The 18,191-nt window shown below is 32.1% G+C and carries 16 protein-coding genes; 6 read left to right on the top strand and 10 right to left on the bottom strand.

Annotated elements, in window-relative coordinates:
• Positions 1-25: 25 nt before the first annotated feature.
• Positions 26-1,789, bottom strand: coding sequence for an APC family permease (locus VCM48_RS09160; protein WP_482270304.1), 1,764 nt, complete (start codon positions 1,787-1,789; stop codon positions 26-28).
• Positions 1,790-2,043: 254 nt separating this feature from the next.
• Between VCM48_RS09160 and VCM48_RS09155 the strand changes: the two genes are divergently transcribed.
• Positions 2,044-2,490 (top strand): RDD family protein, encoded by a 447-nt coding sequence (locus VCM48_RS09155; protein ID WP_274638703.1) that lies wholly within the window; start codon positions 2,044-2,046, stop codon positions 2,488-2,490.
• 59 nt (positions 2,491-2,549) lie between these two features.
• Here VCM48_RS09155 and aspS read toward each other — a convergent pair whose 3' ends face one another.
• Positions 2,550-4,304, bottom strand: a complete 1,755-nt coding sequence (gene aspS, locus VCM48_RS09150; protein WP_482270303.1) for an aspartate--tRNA ligase — start codon at positions 4,302-4,304, stop codon at positions 2,550-2,552.
• 115 nt (positions 4,305-4,419) lie between these two features.
• Between aspS and VCM48_RS09145 the strand changes: the two genes are divergently transcribed.
• Together VCM48_RS09145 and VCM48_RS09140 are read left to right on the top strand one after the other, a co-directional pair.
• Positions 4,420-4,764 (top strand): HopJ type III effector protein, encoded by a 345-nt coding sequence (locus VCM48_RS09145; RefSeq protein ID WP_124588094.1) that lies wholly within the window; start codon positions 4,420-4,422, stop codon positions 4,762-4,764.
• 144 nt (positions 4,765-4,908) lie between these two features.
• Positions 4,909-5,130 (top strand): hypothetical protein, encoded by a 222-nt coding sequence (locus VCM48_RS09140; RefSeq protein ID WP_415269948.1) that lies wholly within the window; start codon positions 4,909-4,911, stop codon positions 5,128-5,130.
• A 30-nt stretch (positions 5,131-5,160) separates the two neighbouring features.
• Here the strand turns inward: VCM48_RS09140 and VCM48_RS09135 are convergent, their stop codons facing one another.
• The gene (locus VCM48_RS09135) at positions 5,161-5,322 is read right to left on the bottom strand and encodes a hypothetical protein (RefSeq protein WP_440120194.1); all 162 of its coding nucleotides are present in this window, start codon (positions 5,320-5,322) and stop codon (positions 5,161-5,163) included.
• A 571-nt stretch (positions 5,323-5,893) separates the two neighbouring features.
• Here VCM48_RS09135 and VCM48_RS09130 point away from each other — a divergent pair.
• Complete coding sequence (locus VCM48_RS09130) at positions 5,894-7,627, top strand: M28 family peptidase (protein WP_482270302.1); 1,734 nt, start codon at positions 5,894-5,896, stop codon at positions 7,625-7,627.
• On the opposite strand, the gene VCM48_RS09125 is transcribed toward VCM48_RS09130, so the two are convergent.
• From VCM48_RS09125 to pheS, 3 genes are all read right to left on the bottom strand, one after another.
• Entirely contained in the window at positions 7,614-8,978 is a 1,365-nt protein-coding gene (locus tag VCM48_RS09125) for an alanine/glycine:cation symporter family protein (protein ID WP_121146583.1), read from the bottom strand. The two genes, VCM48_RS09130 and VCM48_RS09125, sit on opposite strands and share 14 nt — an antisense overlap.
• 104 nt (positions 8,979-9,082) lie before the next feature.
• On the bottom strand, positions 9,083-9,478 hold the full coding sequence (locus VCM48_RS09120; protein WP_099215092.1) for a hypothetical protein: 396 nt from the start codon (positions 9,476-9,478) through the stop codon (positions 9,083-9,085).
• Positions 9,479-9,645: 167 nt separating this feature from the next.
• A complete protein-coding gene (pheS, locus tag VCM48_RS09115) occupies positions 9,646-10,665 on the bottom strand; it encodes a phenylalanine--tRNA ligase subunit alpha (protein WP_274638695.1) in 1,020 nt (339 codons plus the stop codon).
• Between the two features lie 191 nt (positions 10,666-10,856).
• On the opposite strand from pheS, the gene gdhA reads away from it, so the two are divergent.
• Positions 10,857-12,200 carry an NADP-specific glutamate dehydrogenase gene (gdhA, locus tag VCM48_RS09110; protein ID WP_274638694.1) on the top strand — a complete coding sequence of 448 codons (1,344 nt, stop codon included), beginning with the start codon at positions 10,857-10,859 and terminating at the stop codon, positions 12,198-12,200.
• 78 nt (positions 12,201-12,278) lie between these two features.
• Here gdhA and VCM48_RS09105 read toward each other — a convergent pair whose 3' ends face one another.
• Positions 12,279-12,611 carry a hypothetical protein gene (locus VCM48_RS09105; RefSeq protein WP_482270301.1) on the bottom strand — a complete coding sequence of 111 codons (333 nt, stop codon included), beginning with the start codon at positions 12,609-12,611 and terminating at the stop codon, positions 12,279-12,281.
• Positions 12,612-12,948: 337 nt separating this feature from the next.
• Here VCM48_RS09105 and VCM48_RS09100 point away from each other — a divergent pair, with 337 nt between their 5' ends.
• Positions 12,949-13,908, top strand: a complete 960-nt coding sequence (locus tag VCM48_RS09100) for an endonuclease/exonuclease/phosphatase family protein (protein ID WP_482270300.1) — start codon at positions 12,949-12,951, stop codon at positions 13,906-13,908.
• Positions 13,909-13,961: 53 nt separating this feature from the next.
• On the opposite strand, the gene glmS is transcribed toward VCM48_RS09100, so the two are convergent.
• From glmS to VCM48_RS09085, 3 genes are read right to left on the bottom strand one after another with little or no spacing between them, the layout of a single operon-like run.
• Positions 13,962-15,818 (bottom strand): glutamine--fructose-6-phosphate transaminase (isomerizing), encoded by a 1,857-nt coding sequence (glmS, locus tag VCM48_RS09095; protein WP_482270299.1) that lies wholly within the window; start codon positions 15,816-15,818, stop codon positions 13,962-13,964.
• A gap of 9 nt (positions 15,819-15,827) precedes the next feature.
• Complete coding sequence (locus VCM48_RS09090) at positions 15,828-17,375, bottom strand: DUF4270 family protein (RefSeq protein ID WP_482270298.1); 1,548 nt, start codon at positions 17,373-17,375, stop codon at positions 15,828-15,830.
• The gene (locus tag VCM48_RS09085) at positions 17,375-18,190 is read right to left on the bottom strand and encodes a glycogen/starch synthase (RefSeq protein ID WP_121146590.1); all 816 of its coding nucleotides are present in this window, start codon (positions 18,188-18,190) and stop codon (positions 17,375-17,377) included. Before VCM48_RS09085 ends, VCM48_RS09090 begins: the two co-directional genes overlap by 1 nt.
• Position 18,191: the final 1 nt, after the last annotated feature.

The raw sequence follows: 18,191 nt of genomic DNA, 5'->3' as shown, positions 1-18,191 counted from the left end.
TATTAAATAAGAAGAAATATTTTTATTAAACGATTAATCGGACACCACCAAGCTCCTCAACTTTATAAGGAAATTTATTACTTGGAGCTCCTATAAACATAAAATTAATAGGAATGTTCCATTTTTCAGAAAGTTCCTTAATAAGTTCAGGACTAAACTTTCCTTGAACAACTTGAAAGTTTACTTTAATCTTTGGGTACTCTCTATCTAAAAAAGTAATCTCATTAGGCAAGTTTTCAGGAATTGTGTCTCCTTCATCAAGAGCTAATACAATTTTTATCTTTTTAGTGTGTTCATTTTTAATAATGTATAGCATAACTTTATTAAGAGTAGCTATATTATCTCCTTTGGTAAAAAAGACGAACTCTTGATCGTTTATTTTGTTAATGGTCTTGGTTATTTTTCTATCCATACTTGAAACGAGTCGTCTCAAAGGATTAAAAATAGCATAAATTATCTGGAGCACTAATTTTAATAAAGCAGTGCGGTTTAACATAATTATGATAAAAATTATGGTTGGAATAAAATAATTTAAAAAGACTGAAGTATTGCTAGGTAAACCATCTTTTGGCTCCATTAAAATATTACCAGCTAAAGCACATAACACAGCAATTATAGCTAATAAAACAGAAGCCCAGGTTGCTTTTTCAGGTCTAGGAAGCTGATTTCTACGTATCTTTAACAAGATGTTTCCTATCGCAAATAATGCCATTACCGATAAAAAAGAAATAGTATATACACCAGCTAATAAGCCAACATTTCCATTAGTTATTAGTAATACAGAAACAGCGAGGATAAAGAATAAAATAATAATTCGGTAAGAGCTACCTCTTTTATTCTTTTTTAAAAAGAATTGAGGCATAATTCGGTCTAATGTCATACGTTCCAGCAAACCAGTAACACCAACAAAACTCGTTAAAACGGCTCCACTTAATACTAAAAAAGCATCTATAGCTATAACGGCAGCAACCCAATCACCTCCGACATATTCTCCCATTTGAACTAATAAAGTATTTTGGTAATCAGCACTCTGTAAAACAGGGATTGCGAAAAGAGATAATGCAAAAACAGCCATTAGAGGGTTAATGATACTTACAATTACCCACATGTTTTTTAACGTTTTTGGAAACACTCCTTTCTGTTGTTCTTCAACAAAGTTTGCAGAACTTTCAAAACCAGAAACTCCCAACATTGAAGCTGCAAAACCAAAAAATATAGCATACCAAATACTGTTTTCTGATTGATACCCCCAGTTGTTAAAAAGAATGTCAATTCCATTTTGAGACAAATAAATAATGATAAAAAGGGCAAGAACGACTAACGATAGTAGGTGAAATAAAAAAATTCCGACAGCTACTTTAGCGGATTCCGTTATACCTCCAATAGTTAATAAAGCAAAAAACAACAATAGGCCAACAGTTGATATAATAATAGGCATTGAAGGAATTAAGTGATGCAGGTAATGAATTGCTTCATTGGCAGAAATAACAGCTGTAGCCATATAAGAAAGTATGGTAAGTGTTGCAGCAAAAGAAGCCATTAGCTTACTGGTAGTATTAAGTAAAGCATTGTATGCTCCACCATTTAAGGGCATAGCACCAACTACTTCACCATAAATTTTCCGAAATAAAAATAAAACTACTGATACGATTAATAATGTTATCCATGCATATTGACCAGCAAATGCAATAGCTAATGCTGATACATATAAAACAGAAGAGCTAATATCGTTACCACAAATAGCAGTTGACTCTAATTCATTAAGCTTTTTAGAAATAGCTTGTTTCATAATATGTTATTGGTTTGTTTTTGTGAAGTTTTTACCTTTTCAAGACGTACATTAAAGGTAATAAAAACCCTGCAAATTTTGCAGGGTTTTTTATTTTTTAAGACTTAATATCGTTTCAATGTTTGAAGAAAAATATTTAAAGGTGAAATACATTAAGTTTTTGTTGTTGTAATACGTGTTAAAAAGTATGAGGAAAATAGAAACAAAATAAAAAAATTAGTAACATTGCGCCTTGAAATAAAAAATTAAATTCTATGTTATCAAAAGAAAAAGAAATCCGTTTTACCAATGAAGGTACAGTGGAGCTTATTGTCAAAGAGTATAATGAGGTAATAGTATATCAGTATGCTGGATTTTGGGAGCGTTTTCTAGCCAGGTTTTTAGATACGTTAATTATTATTATACCTCAGTTATGTATCCCTTTGGTGCCTGCTTGGTTATATTGGTCGTTACAACAAAGTAGTGAAAAAGAAAGAACAGTTGGTCAGGGAGTAGCTCAAATAAAGCTAATGAGTATTGATGGTAATAAAGTAACTTTTGGTCAGGCAACAGGAAGGTTTTTTGGTAATTTTTTAAATGTTATCACTTTTTTTGTAGGATATTTATTATTCTTTACGGGTGAAAAAAAGCAATGTTTACACGACATGCTTTCAGGAACAATTGTAGTAAAGGAAATCGGGAGAAAAAAGATAAACGAATAATATAAATCAAAAACCCATGGCATTGCCATGGGTTTTTGATTTATATAAAGTTATTACTTTTATTCTTTTACATCTAACTTGATGCTTAATTCTTGTAGTTGTTCATCGTCTATAGTTGCAGGTGCATCAATCATTACATCGCGTCCTGAATTGTTTTTAGGGAAGGCAATAAAATCTCTAATTGTTTCTTGACCTCCTAAAATAGCTACTAATCTATCTAAACCAAAAGCTAAACCTCCGTGTGGTGGTGCTCCGTATTCAAAAGCATCCATTAAGAACCCGAACTGAGCTTTCGCTTCTTCTTCGGTAAATCCTAAATGCTTAAACATGATAGCTTGTGTTTCTTTATCGTGAATTCTAATAGAACCTCCACCAATTTCGTTTCCGTTTAATACTAAATCGTAAGCGTTCGCTTTAACAGCTCCTGGGTCAGTGTCTAATAATGCTAATTGACCTGGCTTAGGAGAAGTAAATGGATGGTGCATTGCGTGGTAATGACCCGTTTCTTCATCTAATTCTAATAAAGGGAAATCGATTACCCATAACGGAGCAAACTCATCAGGTTTACGTAAACCTAAACGCTCTGCCATTTCCATACGTAAAGCACTTAATTGTGCGCGAACTTTGTTAGTATTTCCTGAAAGCACACAAATTAAATCTCCTGCCTTCGCTCCTGTAGCTTCAGCCCATTTAGCTAAATCTTCTTGATCGTAGAATTTATCTACGGATGATTTAAAGCTTCCGTCTTCATTACACTTCACATATACCATTCCTAAAGCTCCTATTTGCGGACGCTTTACCCAATCGATTAATTTATCAATTTCTTTACGCGTATATGAAGCTCCTCCTGGTACTGCAATACCTACCACTAATTCTGCTGAATTGAATACTTTGAAATCTTTATGTTGTGCAACTTCGTTTAATTCACCAAACTCCATCCCGAAACGAATATCTGGTTTATCGTTACCATACTTACGCATTGCCTCATCAAACGTAATTCTTGGGAATTCCGCTACTTCAACTCCGTTGATTTCTTTTAGTAAATGACGCGTCATTCCTTCGAAAATCTCTAAAATATCTTCTTGCTCAACAAACGCCATTTCACAGTCTATTTGTGTGAATTCTGGTTGACGGTCGGCACGTAAATCTTCATCTCTAAAACACTTTACAATTTGAAAGTATTTATCCATTCCACCTACCATTAACAACTGTTTAAAGGTTTGTGGAGATTGTGGTAACGCGTAAAACTGCCCTGCATTCATACGTGAAGGCACTAAGAAATCACGTGCTCCTTCTGGAGTAGATTTAATTAAATATGGAGTTTCCACATCAATAAATCCTTTGTCAGATAAATATTTGCGAACTTCCATTGATACTTTATGACGGAAAACCAAGCTGTTTTTTACTGGGTTACGACGAATATCTAAATAACGATACTTCATACGTAAATCTTCACCACCATCAGTTTCATCCTCAATAGTAAAAGGAGGCAACTTAGCTTCGTTTAAAATTTCCAAGTTTGATACTAAAACTTCTACATCACCTGTTGGAATATTGGCGTTTTTAGATTGACGCTCAATAACTTTACCAGTTACTTGTACTACAAACTCACGTCCTAAGGTCTTTGCTTTATCCATTAACTCTTTAGAAGTACGTTCTTCGTCGAAAATTAATTGTGTAATTCCGTAACGATCACGTAAATCTACCCAAATCATAAAACCTTTGTCACGTGATTTTTGTACCCAACCAGAAAGGGTAACTTCAGTATTGATGTGCGATGCTCTTAATTCACCACAAGTATGCGTTCTGTACATTTCTTGAAATTTTTGCTGTGCAAATTTAACTATAAATGTTAGTTTGTAAAAAATTACTACGAGTTAGTTTTTATGAGTTTTAATCTTTTGTTTTGTAGCGTAAAACCTTTTTAAAATGACACTAGATAGATTTAAAGAAACGATACAAAGTACACCAGAAAAAGTTGAGTTTTCTGATACTATGTCAGTGATTGAAAACGTATATAATTTTACACCCACTGCCTTTAAAAATGGAGATTTATACAATGAAGCTGAAAAAAATCAAGGTTCATGTAAAGTGTTTTCGTTTGCTATACAACAGGGGTTCAGTAAAGAAGAAACCTTGGCTTGCTTTGGACAGTATTATTTTGAAGATGTTTTAAAAAATCCTGAAGGAACAGATCACCAAAACATTAGAAATTTTATAAAAACTGGTTTTGAAGGCCTATTTTTTGAAGGAGAGGCGCTAAAAAAACGTTAAGGATTTTCTAGAGAATTAGTCTACTTCTTCTATCTCAAATAAAAGCTCCACAGTAGTATTAAAAACCTAAGGTTACTTTTTATAAAGTAATAAGGGCTTTATTATTTATTTATTTTTTTGTAAATTATAAGGTAATGTGTGATTATGAAGAATTCGGCAATGTTTTTGGTGTTGTTTGTCACTATTTTTTTATTGGTGCTAACTGCTTTGGTATATACTAATATAGGCTTTAGCTGGGTGTTTATACTTACAGTTATAGGTCAGTTACTAGTAGTGTTAATGGTTTACAAAGTATTAAAAGACCATTACACCACCGATAAAACCTTTGAAGATTTTTATGAAGATTATCCGATAGGGAGAGAGTAAAGCCACCAGAGCCTGATAATAAATCATAAACTATAAAGCAGATAATAGATTAATTAACTTTTCATTATCAAATACTATTAATAAAATTATAGCTACTATTATGGGTAGGACTACATAAAATACAATCAGTTTTATTGATTTATGAATATATTTTCCAGTAAACTTAGGAAGTATGTTAAAGTTATTGTTCATTATTATAATCCTATTTAACTTTCTATTAACCCAAAGCTACAAATCATTTCTTCTAAAGTGGTTAAATAAAGTTTGTTCATTGTTTTTTGTTACTAATTATTTTTAACAATATTATGATAGCATGTAAAATTAAAATAGGACACAAAAAAACAGCTTTTGTTGAAGTTTAATCCATTTGTTTTTAGGTGTTTATGTGTTTTTTGAATAATGGGTGCTAAGTTTTATGCTTCTTTGAACTAACTGAAAAACAAGGAAATGTCCTAGAATATTCTAGGACACTTTTACAGAAATTATTTTTTGTCCTATTTTGATAAAATTCTAAAATGTATAATTCTTAGTATTTATAAGGGTTTAACAAGAGTTTTTTTGATTCTTAATGAAAAAAAATAGGACATTTAGGTTTTTCAAAGCATGATTTTTTTAAATTTTTGAAAACATTTTTTAGTTTTTTTCTTTAAAATAGCTTACGTTTTTTTGTAACACATTAAATGAATTATCGTTATTAAGAAAGTAAAATTGACAAGTACAAGAAGACATAAAAAGTGTACTTTTAAAGCCACAAAATCCCGTTATGCTAAAAAAACTCTATCTATTACCTATCATTCTATTACTTATAAGTTGTAAGAAAGAAAAAGCTGTTCCAGTTTTAAATACCTCTAATTATTTTGATGTTTTAAATGAAGAATTTACGGGTGATTTAGCTTATGAAACAACTTCTTTTGTAGAAAAATATTGGCGTGTTGTTGGTAATACTGGCTTTAATAAAAGTGTATATAAAATTGCTGAAGAATTAGAAAAGTCAGGTTTCGTTAAAGAAGATAGTGCTACGAATAATGATATTTTAACCTACAGAATAGAAAAAAGACCCTTAAAAAATCCTACTTGGGAATCTGTGGATGCTTCTGTAAAAATAGTTGGAGAAGAGGTTCCTCTATTACAACATAGCACAAATAGGAATATGATTGCTTTAAACTCTTACAGTACACCTAAAGAAGGAGTTAAAGCAGAGGTCGTTTACGTTAAAGACTTAAAAAAATTAAAAGATTTAGATATAAAAGGAAAGATTGTTTTTGCTGAAACAAGTCCTCATAAAATTTTTAACCAAGCTATTGTAAAAGGAGAAGCTTTTGGATTAATAACCTATAGTAATCCAAAATATTTACAACCTCAAAAAAACACCTCTTCTATTCAATTTAGAACTATTCCGTTAAATGAAGAAGTTAAATCTTGGGCAATTGCGATGTCTTATAAGGCTAAAGAAGAATTAAAGGAAGTATTGTTAAAAGGAAAAGTTTTTCTAGATGTACGTATTGAAACGAATATCTATCCATCAGAAGAGTTAACAATTGTTGCAGATATTAAAGGAAATAAATATCCTAAAGAGCGATTAGTTTTTAGTGCTCACATACAAGAACCTGGAGCAAATGACAATGCTACAGGTGTAGGTGTTGCTTTAGAAATGGCTACACTTACAGCTGAGCTTATCAAAAATAACATATTTCTACCCAATAGAACCTTAACCTTTTTATGGGGTGATGAAATTATTTCAACAAACAGGTATGTAAAAGAAGATACAGTAAGAGCAAAAGATATTAAATGGGGAATTTCTCTAGACATGGTAGGGGAAGACACCAAAAAAACAGGAGGTACTTTTTTAATTGAAAAAATGCCTGATCCTAGTGCAATTTGGACAAGAGGAAAAGACAAACATACCGAGTGGGGAGGAAGAAAAATGAAACTTGAAGAAATGACTCCACACTATCTAAATGATTTTTTAATTGATAAATTTAAAGAACAAGGAAAAAGAGCGAATTGGATAGTGAATACAAATCCGTTTGAAGGTGGTAGTGATCATGTACCTTTTTTAAAGAGAAACATTCCTAGTGTTTTATTCTGGCATTTTACTGATCAATTTTATCATACCGATAACGATCGAATCGATAAAGTGTCTCAAAAAACGCTAAAAAATGTTGGGATAGCTTCATTAGCTTCTGCTTATACTTTATTAAATGCGGATAGTGCTACAGCAAAATCAATACTCCAAAATATTGAAAAAGCAGCTTTATCAAGACTTCAAGAAGAAAAGAAACAAAGTGAAATAGCATTAAAAAAAGGCGATTCTTTATCAACACAACTATCAATTATTTCAGCATGGAAAGATTGGTATATCAACTCAACCAAAACAACGTTAGATATGGTAAAGGATTCACCAAAGCATCAAGATTATATCAAAGAAACATCTAAAAAAATAGATTCTGCCTCTTCTAAAATTATAGAAGAGCTAAAACTTATTAGAAAGAATTAGTCTTTAACTTTTGAAAATACTTTTTGGCTTCTTTTTTTACTTTAGGAGCTAAAATTAATGTTGAAATTACTGTTGGAATTGCCATTAGGGCATAGGCGCTATCAATTAAGTTAATTACAAAGTCTAGTTTTATAATAGAAGCAACAGCAATTGTAAAAATATAAATATAGTTGTAATTCTTTCCTATTTTAGTGTTGGTCAAGAAGCTTAAACAACTCAACCCGTAAAAAGAGTAAGTAAATAACGTTGAAAAAGCAAAAATCAATACGCAAATAGTTAAAACAACACTCCCAATATTATGAGGAAGTACAGCATCAAACGCAGCTAAAGTCATAGAAATTCCGTTACCTTCAAAACCTTTCCAAACTCCCGAAGCCAAAATAGCCAGTGCGGTCAAAGAACAAACTAACAAGGTGTCAATAGCTGGGCCTAACATAGCAACCAATCCTTCACGAATAGGTTCTTTTGTTTTAGCTGTTCCATGCATCATAGGTGCAGTACCCAAACCAGCTTCATTAGAAAATGCAGCACGTTTTACTCCCGTAATTATCAATGCTCCTAAAGCACCACCCAAAACAGATTTTCCCGAAAAAGCATCTTCAAAAATTAAAGAAAAAATTGCAGGAACTTGTTCTAAACGTAACATCAAAATTGTTAAAACGGTGAGAAGATATACTACAACCATTACAGGAACTAGTTTTCCTGCAACACTACCAATTCGTTTTATTCCACCAAAAATCACCATGGCCACAATAATAGCAGTGGTGATACCTAATAATAATTTAGCTGTAAAATGATTGGTTTCTTGTACTTGAAAAACATCTACCAGTGTTTGCGTGAGTTGATTTGCTTGAAAAGCAGGTAAAGTTCCTATTAATCCTGCAGCAGAGAAAAATAAAGCTAAAGGTTTCCACTTTTTTCCTAACCCTTCAGTAATAACATACATTGGTCCCCCCTTTACATTTCCGTTTTCATCAGTTCCACGATACATTACCGATAGGCTACAGGTAAAAAATTTGGTAGCCATACCTACAAAGGCACTTACCCACATCCAAAAAATAGCACCAGGGCCTCCAGTTGCAATAGCAATAGCAACTCCACTTATATTTCCCATACCCACTGTAGCTGCAATGGCAGAAGATAAAGCTTCGTAATGCGATAAATCTCCAGGAGAATCAGCTTTGTCATATTTTCCTCTTAAAATAGCAATGGCATGACCTATATATCTAAAAGGAATTAACCCTGAATAGACAAATAGGTATAAACCGCCACCAATAAGTAGTATTAATAATGGAATTCCCCATACCCAAGAAGAAAATTGAGTAACTAAATCTTGAATGTTTGCAAACATAAAGTGATATTTTAAGCGAAAGTACTAAAAGTGAGTATAAACAAAAGAACGATAGCTGTGAATTAACAACTATCGTTCTTTTGTGTTTTTTATATATGTTATGTTTATTTACAAACGATTCCTCTTTTTCCTAAGAACTCAATATCCCTTAAAAAGCCTTCTTGAATAGTCTCGGCTTGAAAAATAAAGGTTTTGTCATGTAGTCTGTTGTTTTCAAAGAAAGTTACCTGAAAACGATTGTCTAAATCAAATAACTCAGGTTGCATTAACTCAAACTTTTGATAACTATTTGCGGGAAGTTTATCTATTTTTCTTCGAAAAACAGACGTAGTTTTAGTGTCTGAGAATCCTTGAGAAACAATAACTACCATTTCTAAATCGACATCTTTCTTGTTAAGAATGTATACATTCCAATCCTCTTTGTTATCGATTTCATTTGTTTCTAAAACAACGGCTATTTCTACACCGGTTACTTTAGGGATTTCAATATCTTTTTTCATTGAATACTTCTTTAAAAGGAAAGACGAAAGTTTAGTGCTTTCGTCTTTTATTTTGTTTGAACTTATTTAAAAATCAAATAAACAGGGGTAAGTTTACGAGATGCTTATAGGATGCTAGTTTTAGCACTTAAATCAAATCTCAATACCCTTGGCTATCCGCCCTGCGATTAAATTACAGATTTAAACTGCTCTAAGAAACGCTTGTCATTTTCGTAGAACATACGAATATCTGGAATTTGGTATAACAACATTGCAATACGCTCAATACCCATTCCGAAGGCATATCCACTATACTTAGTTGGGTCGATATTACAGTTTTTTAATACATTAGGATCTACCATACCACATCCCATAATCTCTAACCAACCAGTTCCTTTGGTGATTCTGTAATCAGTTTCAGTTTCTAAGCCCCAATAAATATCCACTTCAGCACTAGGCTCAGTGAATGGGAAATATGACGGACGTAAACGTATTTTAGATTTACCAAACATTTCTTTGGTAAAGTATAATAAGGTTTGTTTTAAGTCAGCAAAAGAAACATCAGTATCAATGTATAATCCTTCTACTTGGTGGAAAATACAGTGTGCACGTGCAGAAATATCTTCGTTTCTAAACACACGCCCTGGAGAAATTGTACGAATTGGAGGTTCGTTGTTTTCCATATAGCGTACTTGTACCGATGAGGTATGTGTTCTTAGCAACGTGTCAGGATTCTTTTCAATGAAGAAAGTATCTTGCATATCACGTGCTGGGTGATATTCTGGTAAGTTTAAAGCAGTAAAGTTGTGCCAATCATCTTCAATTTCTGGTCCTTCAGAAACAGTAAAACCAATACGGTTAAATACTTCGATAATTTGATTCTTTACTAATGAAATTGGGTGGCGAGAACCTAAGTTAATTGGCTCTGATGGACGTGTTAAGTCACCATAAACACCTTTTTCTTCAACAGCATTTTCTATAGCTTCTTTTAAAGTGTTTACTTTTTCTTCAGCAGAATTTTTAAGTAAATTAATGGTTTGCCCAAATTCTTTCTTTTGGTCGTTAGGTACATTTTTAAACTCAGCAAATAAATCTTTTAAAATTCCTTTGCTTCCTAAATACTTAATTCTAAATGTTTCTATTTCTTCTTTTGAAGTGGCGTTAAAAGCATTTACCTCTCCAATCAATTCTTTTACCTTGTCTAACATAATCTTTCCAAAAGTTAAGGTGCAAATTTACGTTTTTTTGTGTAAAAAAAAGGACTTTTGGTTGTGTTTGCAAAAACACCAATAAAATAAGGGAAATAAACAGAAAAATAGAAATTAACGAATAGTAAAATAATTATATTTGCATAGTAAAATTGTTAATATTATAAAATAACAGAACAACAACTAAGTTTATGGAATCTAAGATACAAGCATTTATGGATTACGTAAAAGAGCGTAATACATATGAACCAGAGTTTTTGCAAGCTGTACATGAAGTAGCAGAAACAGTAATTCCGTTTATAGAAAATAATCCAAAATATCAAGGCAAGAAATTACTTGAGCGTATGGTTGAACCTGAACGTACTATTATGTTTAGAGTACCTTGGGTTGACGATAGCGGAGAAACTCAAGTAAACAGAGGATATAGAGTTGAGTTTAACTCAGCAATTGGTCCTTATAAAGGAGGGTTACGTTTTCACCCTTCAGTAAACTTATCAATCTTAAAATTTTTAGGATTTGAGCAAGTTTTCAAAAACTCATTAACAACATTACCTATGGGTGGAGGTAAAGGAGGATCTGACTTTAACCCTAAAGGAAAGTCTGATCGTGAAGTTATGGCGTTTTGTCAATCTTTTATGACAGAATTAGCACGTCATATTGGTCCTGATACTGATGTTCCTGCTGGAGATATTGGTGTTGGTGGTCGTGAAATTGGTTACATGTTTGGTCAATACAAACGTTTACGTAACGAGTTTACTGGAGTATTAACTGGTAAAGGAGCTTCTTGGGGAGGTTCATTAATTCGTCCTGAAGCTACAGGTTATGGAGATGTGTACTTTGCTGAAAACATGTTAAAAACTAAAGGAGATTCTTTCGAAGGAAAAACTGTAGTTGTTTCTGGTTCTGGTAACGTAGCTCAGTATGCTACTGAAAAAGCAACTCAATTAGGAGCTAAAGTTGTAACTTTATCTGATTCATCAGGTTATATCTATGATGAAGATGGTATTGATGCTGAAAAATTAGCTTTTGTACAAGAGTTAAAGAATGTAAAACGTGGAAGAATCCATGAATATGTAGAGAAATACCCATCAGCAAAATTCTTCAAAGGAGAAAGACCTTGGGGAACTAAGTGTGATGTAGCTTTACCGTGTGCAACTCAAAATGAGTTAAATGGAGAAGAAGCAAAAGCATTAGTTGATAATGGATGTATTTGTGTTGCTGAAGGAGCAAACATGCCTTCTACTCCAGAGGCTATTGAAGTATTTCACAATGCAAAAATCTTATTTGCACCAGGTAAAGCTTCAAATGCAGGAGGAGTAGCAACATCTGGATTAGAAATGTCTCAAAACTCATTACGTTTATCTTGGACTCGTGAAGAAGTAGATAGTAAGTTACACTCTATTATGAATAATATTCACGAAGCTTGTGTAAAATATGGTACACAAGAAGGTGGATATGTTGATTATGTAAAAGGAGCAAATATTGCTGGTTTTGTTAAGGTTGCTGATGCAATGCTTGATCAAGGAGCAGTATAATCTACAGAACAATAAATAAAATTAAAGCCTCATAGAATTCTATGAGGCTTTTTTTATTAGGGGATAATCGGATAGTAATTATTTACTACTACTTTTTTCTATGGTTAAAGGCATCTTGTAGATGTGGTTCTTTACTGTTAATTCCTTATTTATAAGTTTATAATTTAATCTACTTTTTACATAGTGACAAACTTGTTCTGTATCACAGTTAACGTTTAAAATAACGATCTCTCCGTTTTTGTTTATTAAAAACTCTACAGTAGTTTTTACTTCCTTATCAAGAACAAAATTAGGGTTACCTAATAGTTCAACTATTTTTGATCTAATCTGCTCTTTTGCAGGGTTCTCGTTTGTTGAAAATACTGAAGTACTCATTAGAGTAACGAACATTAATACAAATAACTTTTTCATTTTTTAAGTTTTAGGGTTTGTTTTTAAGTTTTTTTTGTTAAGAATTAACGATATAAAAGTATTGTAAATGAGTTTTTTAAGGTGTTATTTTTAATTAATAAAATATTGTTTTAAAGTAAAGTATATGGGTGTTTTATAACTGTTTTACATATAATTAATATTAAAGATTTTTCTATTTTTCACTTTCCTTTTTTGACGAATTTTAAATAAATCAGTGGTTTTTATTAAAATCGATAAATTTATTTTCAAGCTCTATATAATTCGTTAATCACTAAGGTTAGTTTTATGTTATAAGATCCATACATTTTTGTACTTTCGAGAAGTAAACAAATCTTAAATGACATCAAATAGAAGAAGAAATAGGTACACAGTTGCTTTTTATAATGTCGAAAATTTATTTGACACTGTTGATAATCCAAACACCTATGATAATGATTATACACCAAATGGTAAATTAAGATGGGGAAGGAAGAAATACAATCATAAACTTAGAAAAATAACATCTGTTATTAGTCAGTTAGGAAGTAATCAATCTGCTCATCCACCAGTTATTGTTGGTTTGGTAGAAGTTGAAAATGCCAAAGTTGTTAAAGACTTAGTAAAGCATGAAAATCTATCAAAGTTTAATTACGACTATGTTCATTACGATTCACCTGATGAAAGAGGTATTGATGTTGCTTTGATGTATAATAAAGATTTCTTTGAAGTGATATTTTCTGAAACACACCCACTTTTACTAACAGATGATGAGGGTGAAGTAGATTATACGCGTGATTTGTTAGTAGTTAAGGGAGTTTTTAATGATGAAATAGTACATGTTTTAATTAATCATTGGCCTTCACGAAGAGAAGGAGAAACAGAAACCGAAAAAAACAGAATTAAGGCAGCTCAATTGACTCGTAGTGTTATGGATAAGATTAAAGAAGAAGAAAATGCACCGAAATTCATTGTTATGGGAGATTTTAATGATAACCCAATAAATAAAAGTATTGAAGAGTATTTAATGTGTGAAGATTTGTATAATCCAATGAAGTCTTTGTATGAAAAAGGGATAGGAACCACAACCCATTATAAGAATTGGCATTTATTTGATCAAATTATATTTTCAAGAGATTTTTTTGATATGGAAAAAAGTAAGCACAGTTTTTTACATGCTAAGATTTTTAATAAAGATTGGTTAAAAATATATAAAGGAAAATATGAAGGAAGTCCATTTAGAACTTTTATAGGGCCTTTTTATAAAGGTGGTTTTTCAGACCATTTCCCTGTCTATATTACTCTAGAAAAAGAGGTATAAAAAAATCCTGGGAAATTTTTTCTCAGGATTTATATTTTAAATAAAATCGATTGTTATTCAACAGTAACCGACTTTGCTAAGTTTCTTGGTTGATCTACATTTTTACCTAACATAACAGCTATATGGTATGATAATAATTGAAACGGTATTGTTGTTAGTAAAGGAGAAAAAGCTTCTTCTGTATCTGGAATTTCAATTATATGGTCAGCTATTTCCTTAACTGTTTCATCGCCTTCAGTAACAATTGCAACTATTTTTCCGCTGCGAGACTTAATTTCTTGAATATTACTTACTACTTTCTCGTAATGTCCTCTACTTGTTGCAATAACAAAGACAGGCATATTTTCATCAATTAAGGCAATAGGTCCGTGCTTCATTTCAGCTGCAGGATAGCCTTCAGCGTGGATATAAGAGATTTCTTTTAATTTTAAAGCTCCTTCTAAAGCCACAGGAAAATTAAATCCTCTACCTAGATATAAACAGTTTTTAGCGTCTTTATAAACGGCTGCAATCTCTTTAACTTGGGCATCAATTTTTAATAAACTTTCTACCTGAGCAGGAATTTGCTGCATCGTTTGTAAATAAGTATTCACAGCTGATGTAGATAAAGTTCCTTTGGCTTGGGCTAGTTTTAAAGCAATTAATGAAAGTACTGTTATTTGTGTTGTAAATGCTTTAGTTGATGCTACACCAATTTCAGGTCCAGCATGTGTATAAGCACCTGCATGTGTTTCTCTAGCGATAGAAGAACCAACAACGTTACATACACCGAAAACAAAAGCTCCTTTAGATTTAGCTAATTTAATAGCTGCTAAAGTATCAGCTGTTTCTCCAGACTGAGAAATGGCAATTACCACATCTTTTGGAGTGATAATAGGGTTGCGGTATCTAAACTCTGAAGCATACTCAACCTCAACTGGAATACGAGCCATGTCTTCAAAAAGATATTCTCCTACTAATCCAGCGTGCCAAGAAGTACCACATGCTACAATAATAATTCTGTCAGCGTTTAAGAACTTAGACATATTATCATCAACACCAGCCATTTTAATAATTCCCTCGTTGGCAAGCATTCTACCTCTATAGGTATCTATAATAGCTTTTGGTTGTTCGTAAATTTCTTTTAACATAAAGTGGTCATAACCACCTTTCTCTATTTGTTCAAGGCTTAATTGCAATTTTTGAATGTTCGCATCAATTTCTTTATCATTCTCAATTTTACGAACTTTAATTCCTTTATCCTTTTTTATAATAGCTAATTCACCATCTTCAAGGTAAATAGCATCTTTTGTGTATTCAATAAAAGGAGAAGCATCAGAGGCTACAAAAAACTCTTCGTTATTTTTTCCAACACCGATAGCGATTGGGCTACCTAAACGAGCTACTACTAACTCATTTGGTTTAGTTTTATCGAAAACAGCAATTGCATAAGCTCCAATTACATTAGTTAGGGCAATTTGAACAGCTTTACCTAGTTTACAACCTTCACTTTTTTTAACTTCTTCAATAAGGTTTACTAAAACTTCTGTATCTGTATCACTTTTAAATTCGTAACCTCTTGATATTAGTTCTTTTTTAATGGTATCATAATTTTCAATGATACCATTATGAACAATTACGAGGTTTCCAGATTGAGAAAAATGAGGATGAGAATTTACATCGTTAGGAACACCATGAGTTGCCCAACGAGTATGACCAATTCCTATATTTCCTTTTTTTCTTTTCTCTTCTTTGTTTGTAATTACTTCTAAGTCAGAAACCTTTCCTTTTGTTTTTGATAAGTGCATTGTTTCACCGTCATACATCATGATACCGGCACTATCATAACCTCTATACTCTAAACGCTTAAGCCCATTAATTACAATTGGGTAAGCTTCTCTATGTCCAATATATCCTGTGATTCCACACATAACAACTTGTTATTTTTCTTTTGAATATGATATTTTTAAAACGGCTCTTTTGGTTCCATTAGCGGCTTCATCACCATTAAGTAATGTTACAGCCCTTGGGTTCCAGTTATAAGATTTTACAGAAGTTGCTAAAACATTATTGTTAACAGGCGTATCTGTAGGATTATATGCTTTTAAAACTAAAGGATCAGCAGTTGTGTTTTCTTCTCCCGACAACAGTTTTGAAATATAATCAGTAATTCTAAATGTATATTTTTCAGGATTGTCATCTTCAGTTTTCTCTAAAAGACCTCCAAAAGAAGTAGGATCAACATAAGCATCTGTTAACTGAGTTGGTGAAATGCCACCTGTTTCATTTTTCTTATTTTGATATAAGAATAATTGTTGAGGAATAACATCAGCATCATTATTAATTGCTTGATTTATATAAAAAGTAAGAGAAGCATCATTAATTAACCAATTATTAGTTCTTAACTCTTGAACTTTAGTCTCGTCTAAAATCTTAACTCTAGCCATGCTTCCAGCTGTTCCTTGAATAACAAAATTATTGGCTGGAGCAGAAGTTGTAGCAGGAGACATTTTGTATTGACTATTTCTTATACCAGAAAGAGGGAAAGAGTACTTTCTTTGAAGAGTATCCTTTACTGTAGTACCATCTACCTCAGATATAGTGTAGTGAAAATCTACAGATGGAGTAGGTGAAGAAGCTAGGTTTAATGGAACAAGAGATCCATCACTTCCAGTTGCAACTATTTTAATCCCTCTAAAATAATCATCAAAAACTTCTTTAGATGCAAACTCTCCGCTATGAAATTTATCCCAAAATAAAGTTTTCATTTTAGCCATATCTAAAGGAATTGCTAAAAATGGAACTTTAAGTTTTTGTGAGTTTATGGCTCTAACAGTGTCTTTATAAGTAGTAGAACTTGCTAATGAAGAAGATCTATCAATTCTATCAAAAATAAATGTAGTGTCCGTAGCTTTAGGCTTTAATTTATAAACGCCACCATCGCTTAATACATTATTACCTAAGTATTCTTTATCAGAAAAGAAAGTATTTCTTTTTGATGGATCACTAGGGTCTAATGTGTTTAAGTATGTTTCATTTTGGAATACCTGAATATTGGTTGTAATATCAGGATTACCTAAAATAGAATCTAATTTAAAACTTGTAACTCCATCTGTTGTACCTGTAGAAGTAGCTTGGTATGGAATTTTTAAAATAACCTTATCAAGATTGAATACAGTTGTGTCAGTGTCTTTATTGTTTAAGTTTGAGATATAACCAAGTTGAGAAATGATTGAAGCTTCAATTTTTTCTGCATTGGGGTTATTATATACTCCAAGCCAATAATCACTAATACTAGCGTTAATATTGTCGGCTTGCACACTTTCTATATCTATAGGTGTTATTTCAACATCCAATAATATTTCTCCTGTTTCAAACTTATCGTTGTTAACAACGTTTGTTCCAACCTCGCTAAAATCTTTTTCACAAGATGTAATAGCTGCTAAGCATAGCAAGCTAATACCAAGTACACCAATTTTTCTAATCATTACTCGCTTAATTCTAAAACGTTTTCTTTATAAAATTCTAAATATGCTTCAGTTAACGTTTCCTCTGATTGGAAATCTAGAACCTTTACATTGCTTTCTTCAATGAAAGTTTCAATTTCTTCAGGTAAAACCTCGCTACCTTTTATAATAGCATCTGAATTTTCAATAGCGCTCTTTAAAATGTTAGTATGACTTGGTGTTTCTATTGTAGCTACTTTAGAATCTTCAATTTTATCAAAGCGAACTTTGTTAGCCAATTCTTTACCCAAATCCTCAATATCACTATTGTAAAGCGAAGTTACAATCTTGCTCTCAGCAAACAATGGTTCCTCTTTATAAAATTCTCTTAAATATAATGGAAGTAACGAAGCCATCCATCCGTGAACATGAATAATATCAGGAGCCCAGTTTAGCTTCTTAACAGTTTCAACAACACCTTTGGCGAAGAAAATCATACGTTCATCATTGTCATCAAATAGTTTGTCATCTTCGTCAGAATATACAGCTTTACGCTTAAAATATTCGTCATTGTCAATAAAATAAACTTGCATCCTTTCTTTAGGTATAGAAGCAACTTTAATTATTAGCGGCATATCCATGTCGTTAATAATCAAGTTCATACCCGATAGGCGAATAACTTCATGTAACTGATGCCTTCGCTCGTTAATAACCCCAAAGCGAGGCATAAATATACGGGTTTGAATTCCTTTAGAATGTGCATTTTTAGCAACGTTAAATGCGGTAGACGATAATTCTGTTTCCGGTAAATATGGTGTTACCTCTGATGAAACATATAAAATTCTCTTATCCTTCATT

The sequence above is a fragment of the Tenacibaculum sp. DPLXC6 genome (assembly GCF_056815515.1).
Note: the sequence above shows the minus strand (reverse complement) of the source record. Positions and strands in the feature narration are given on the sequence as shown.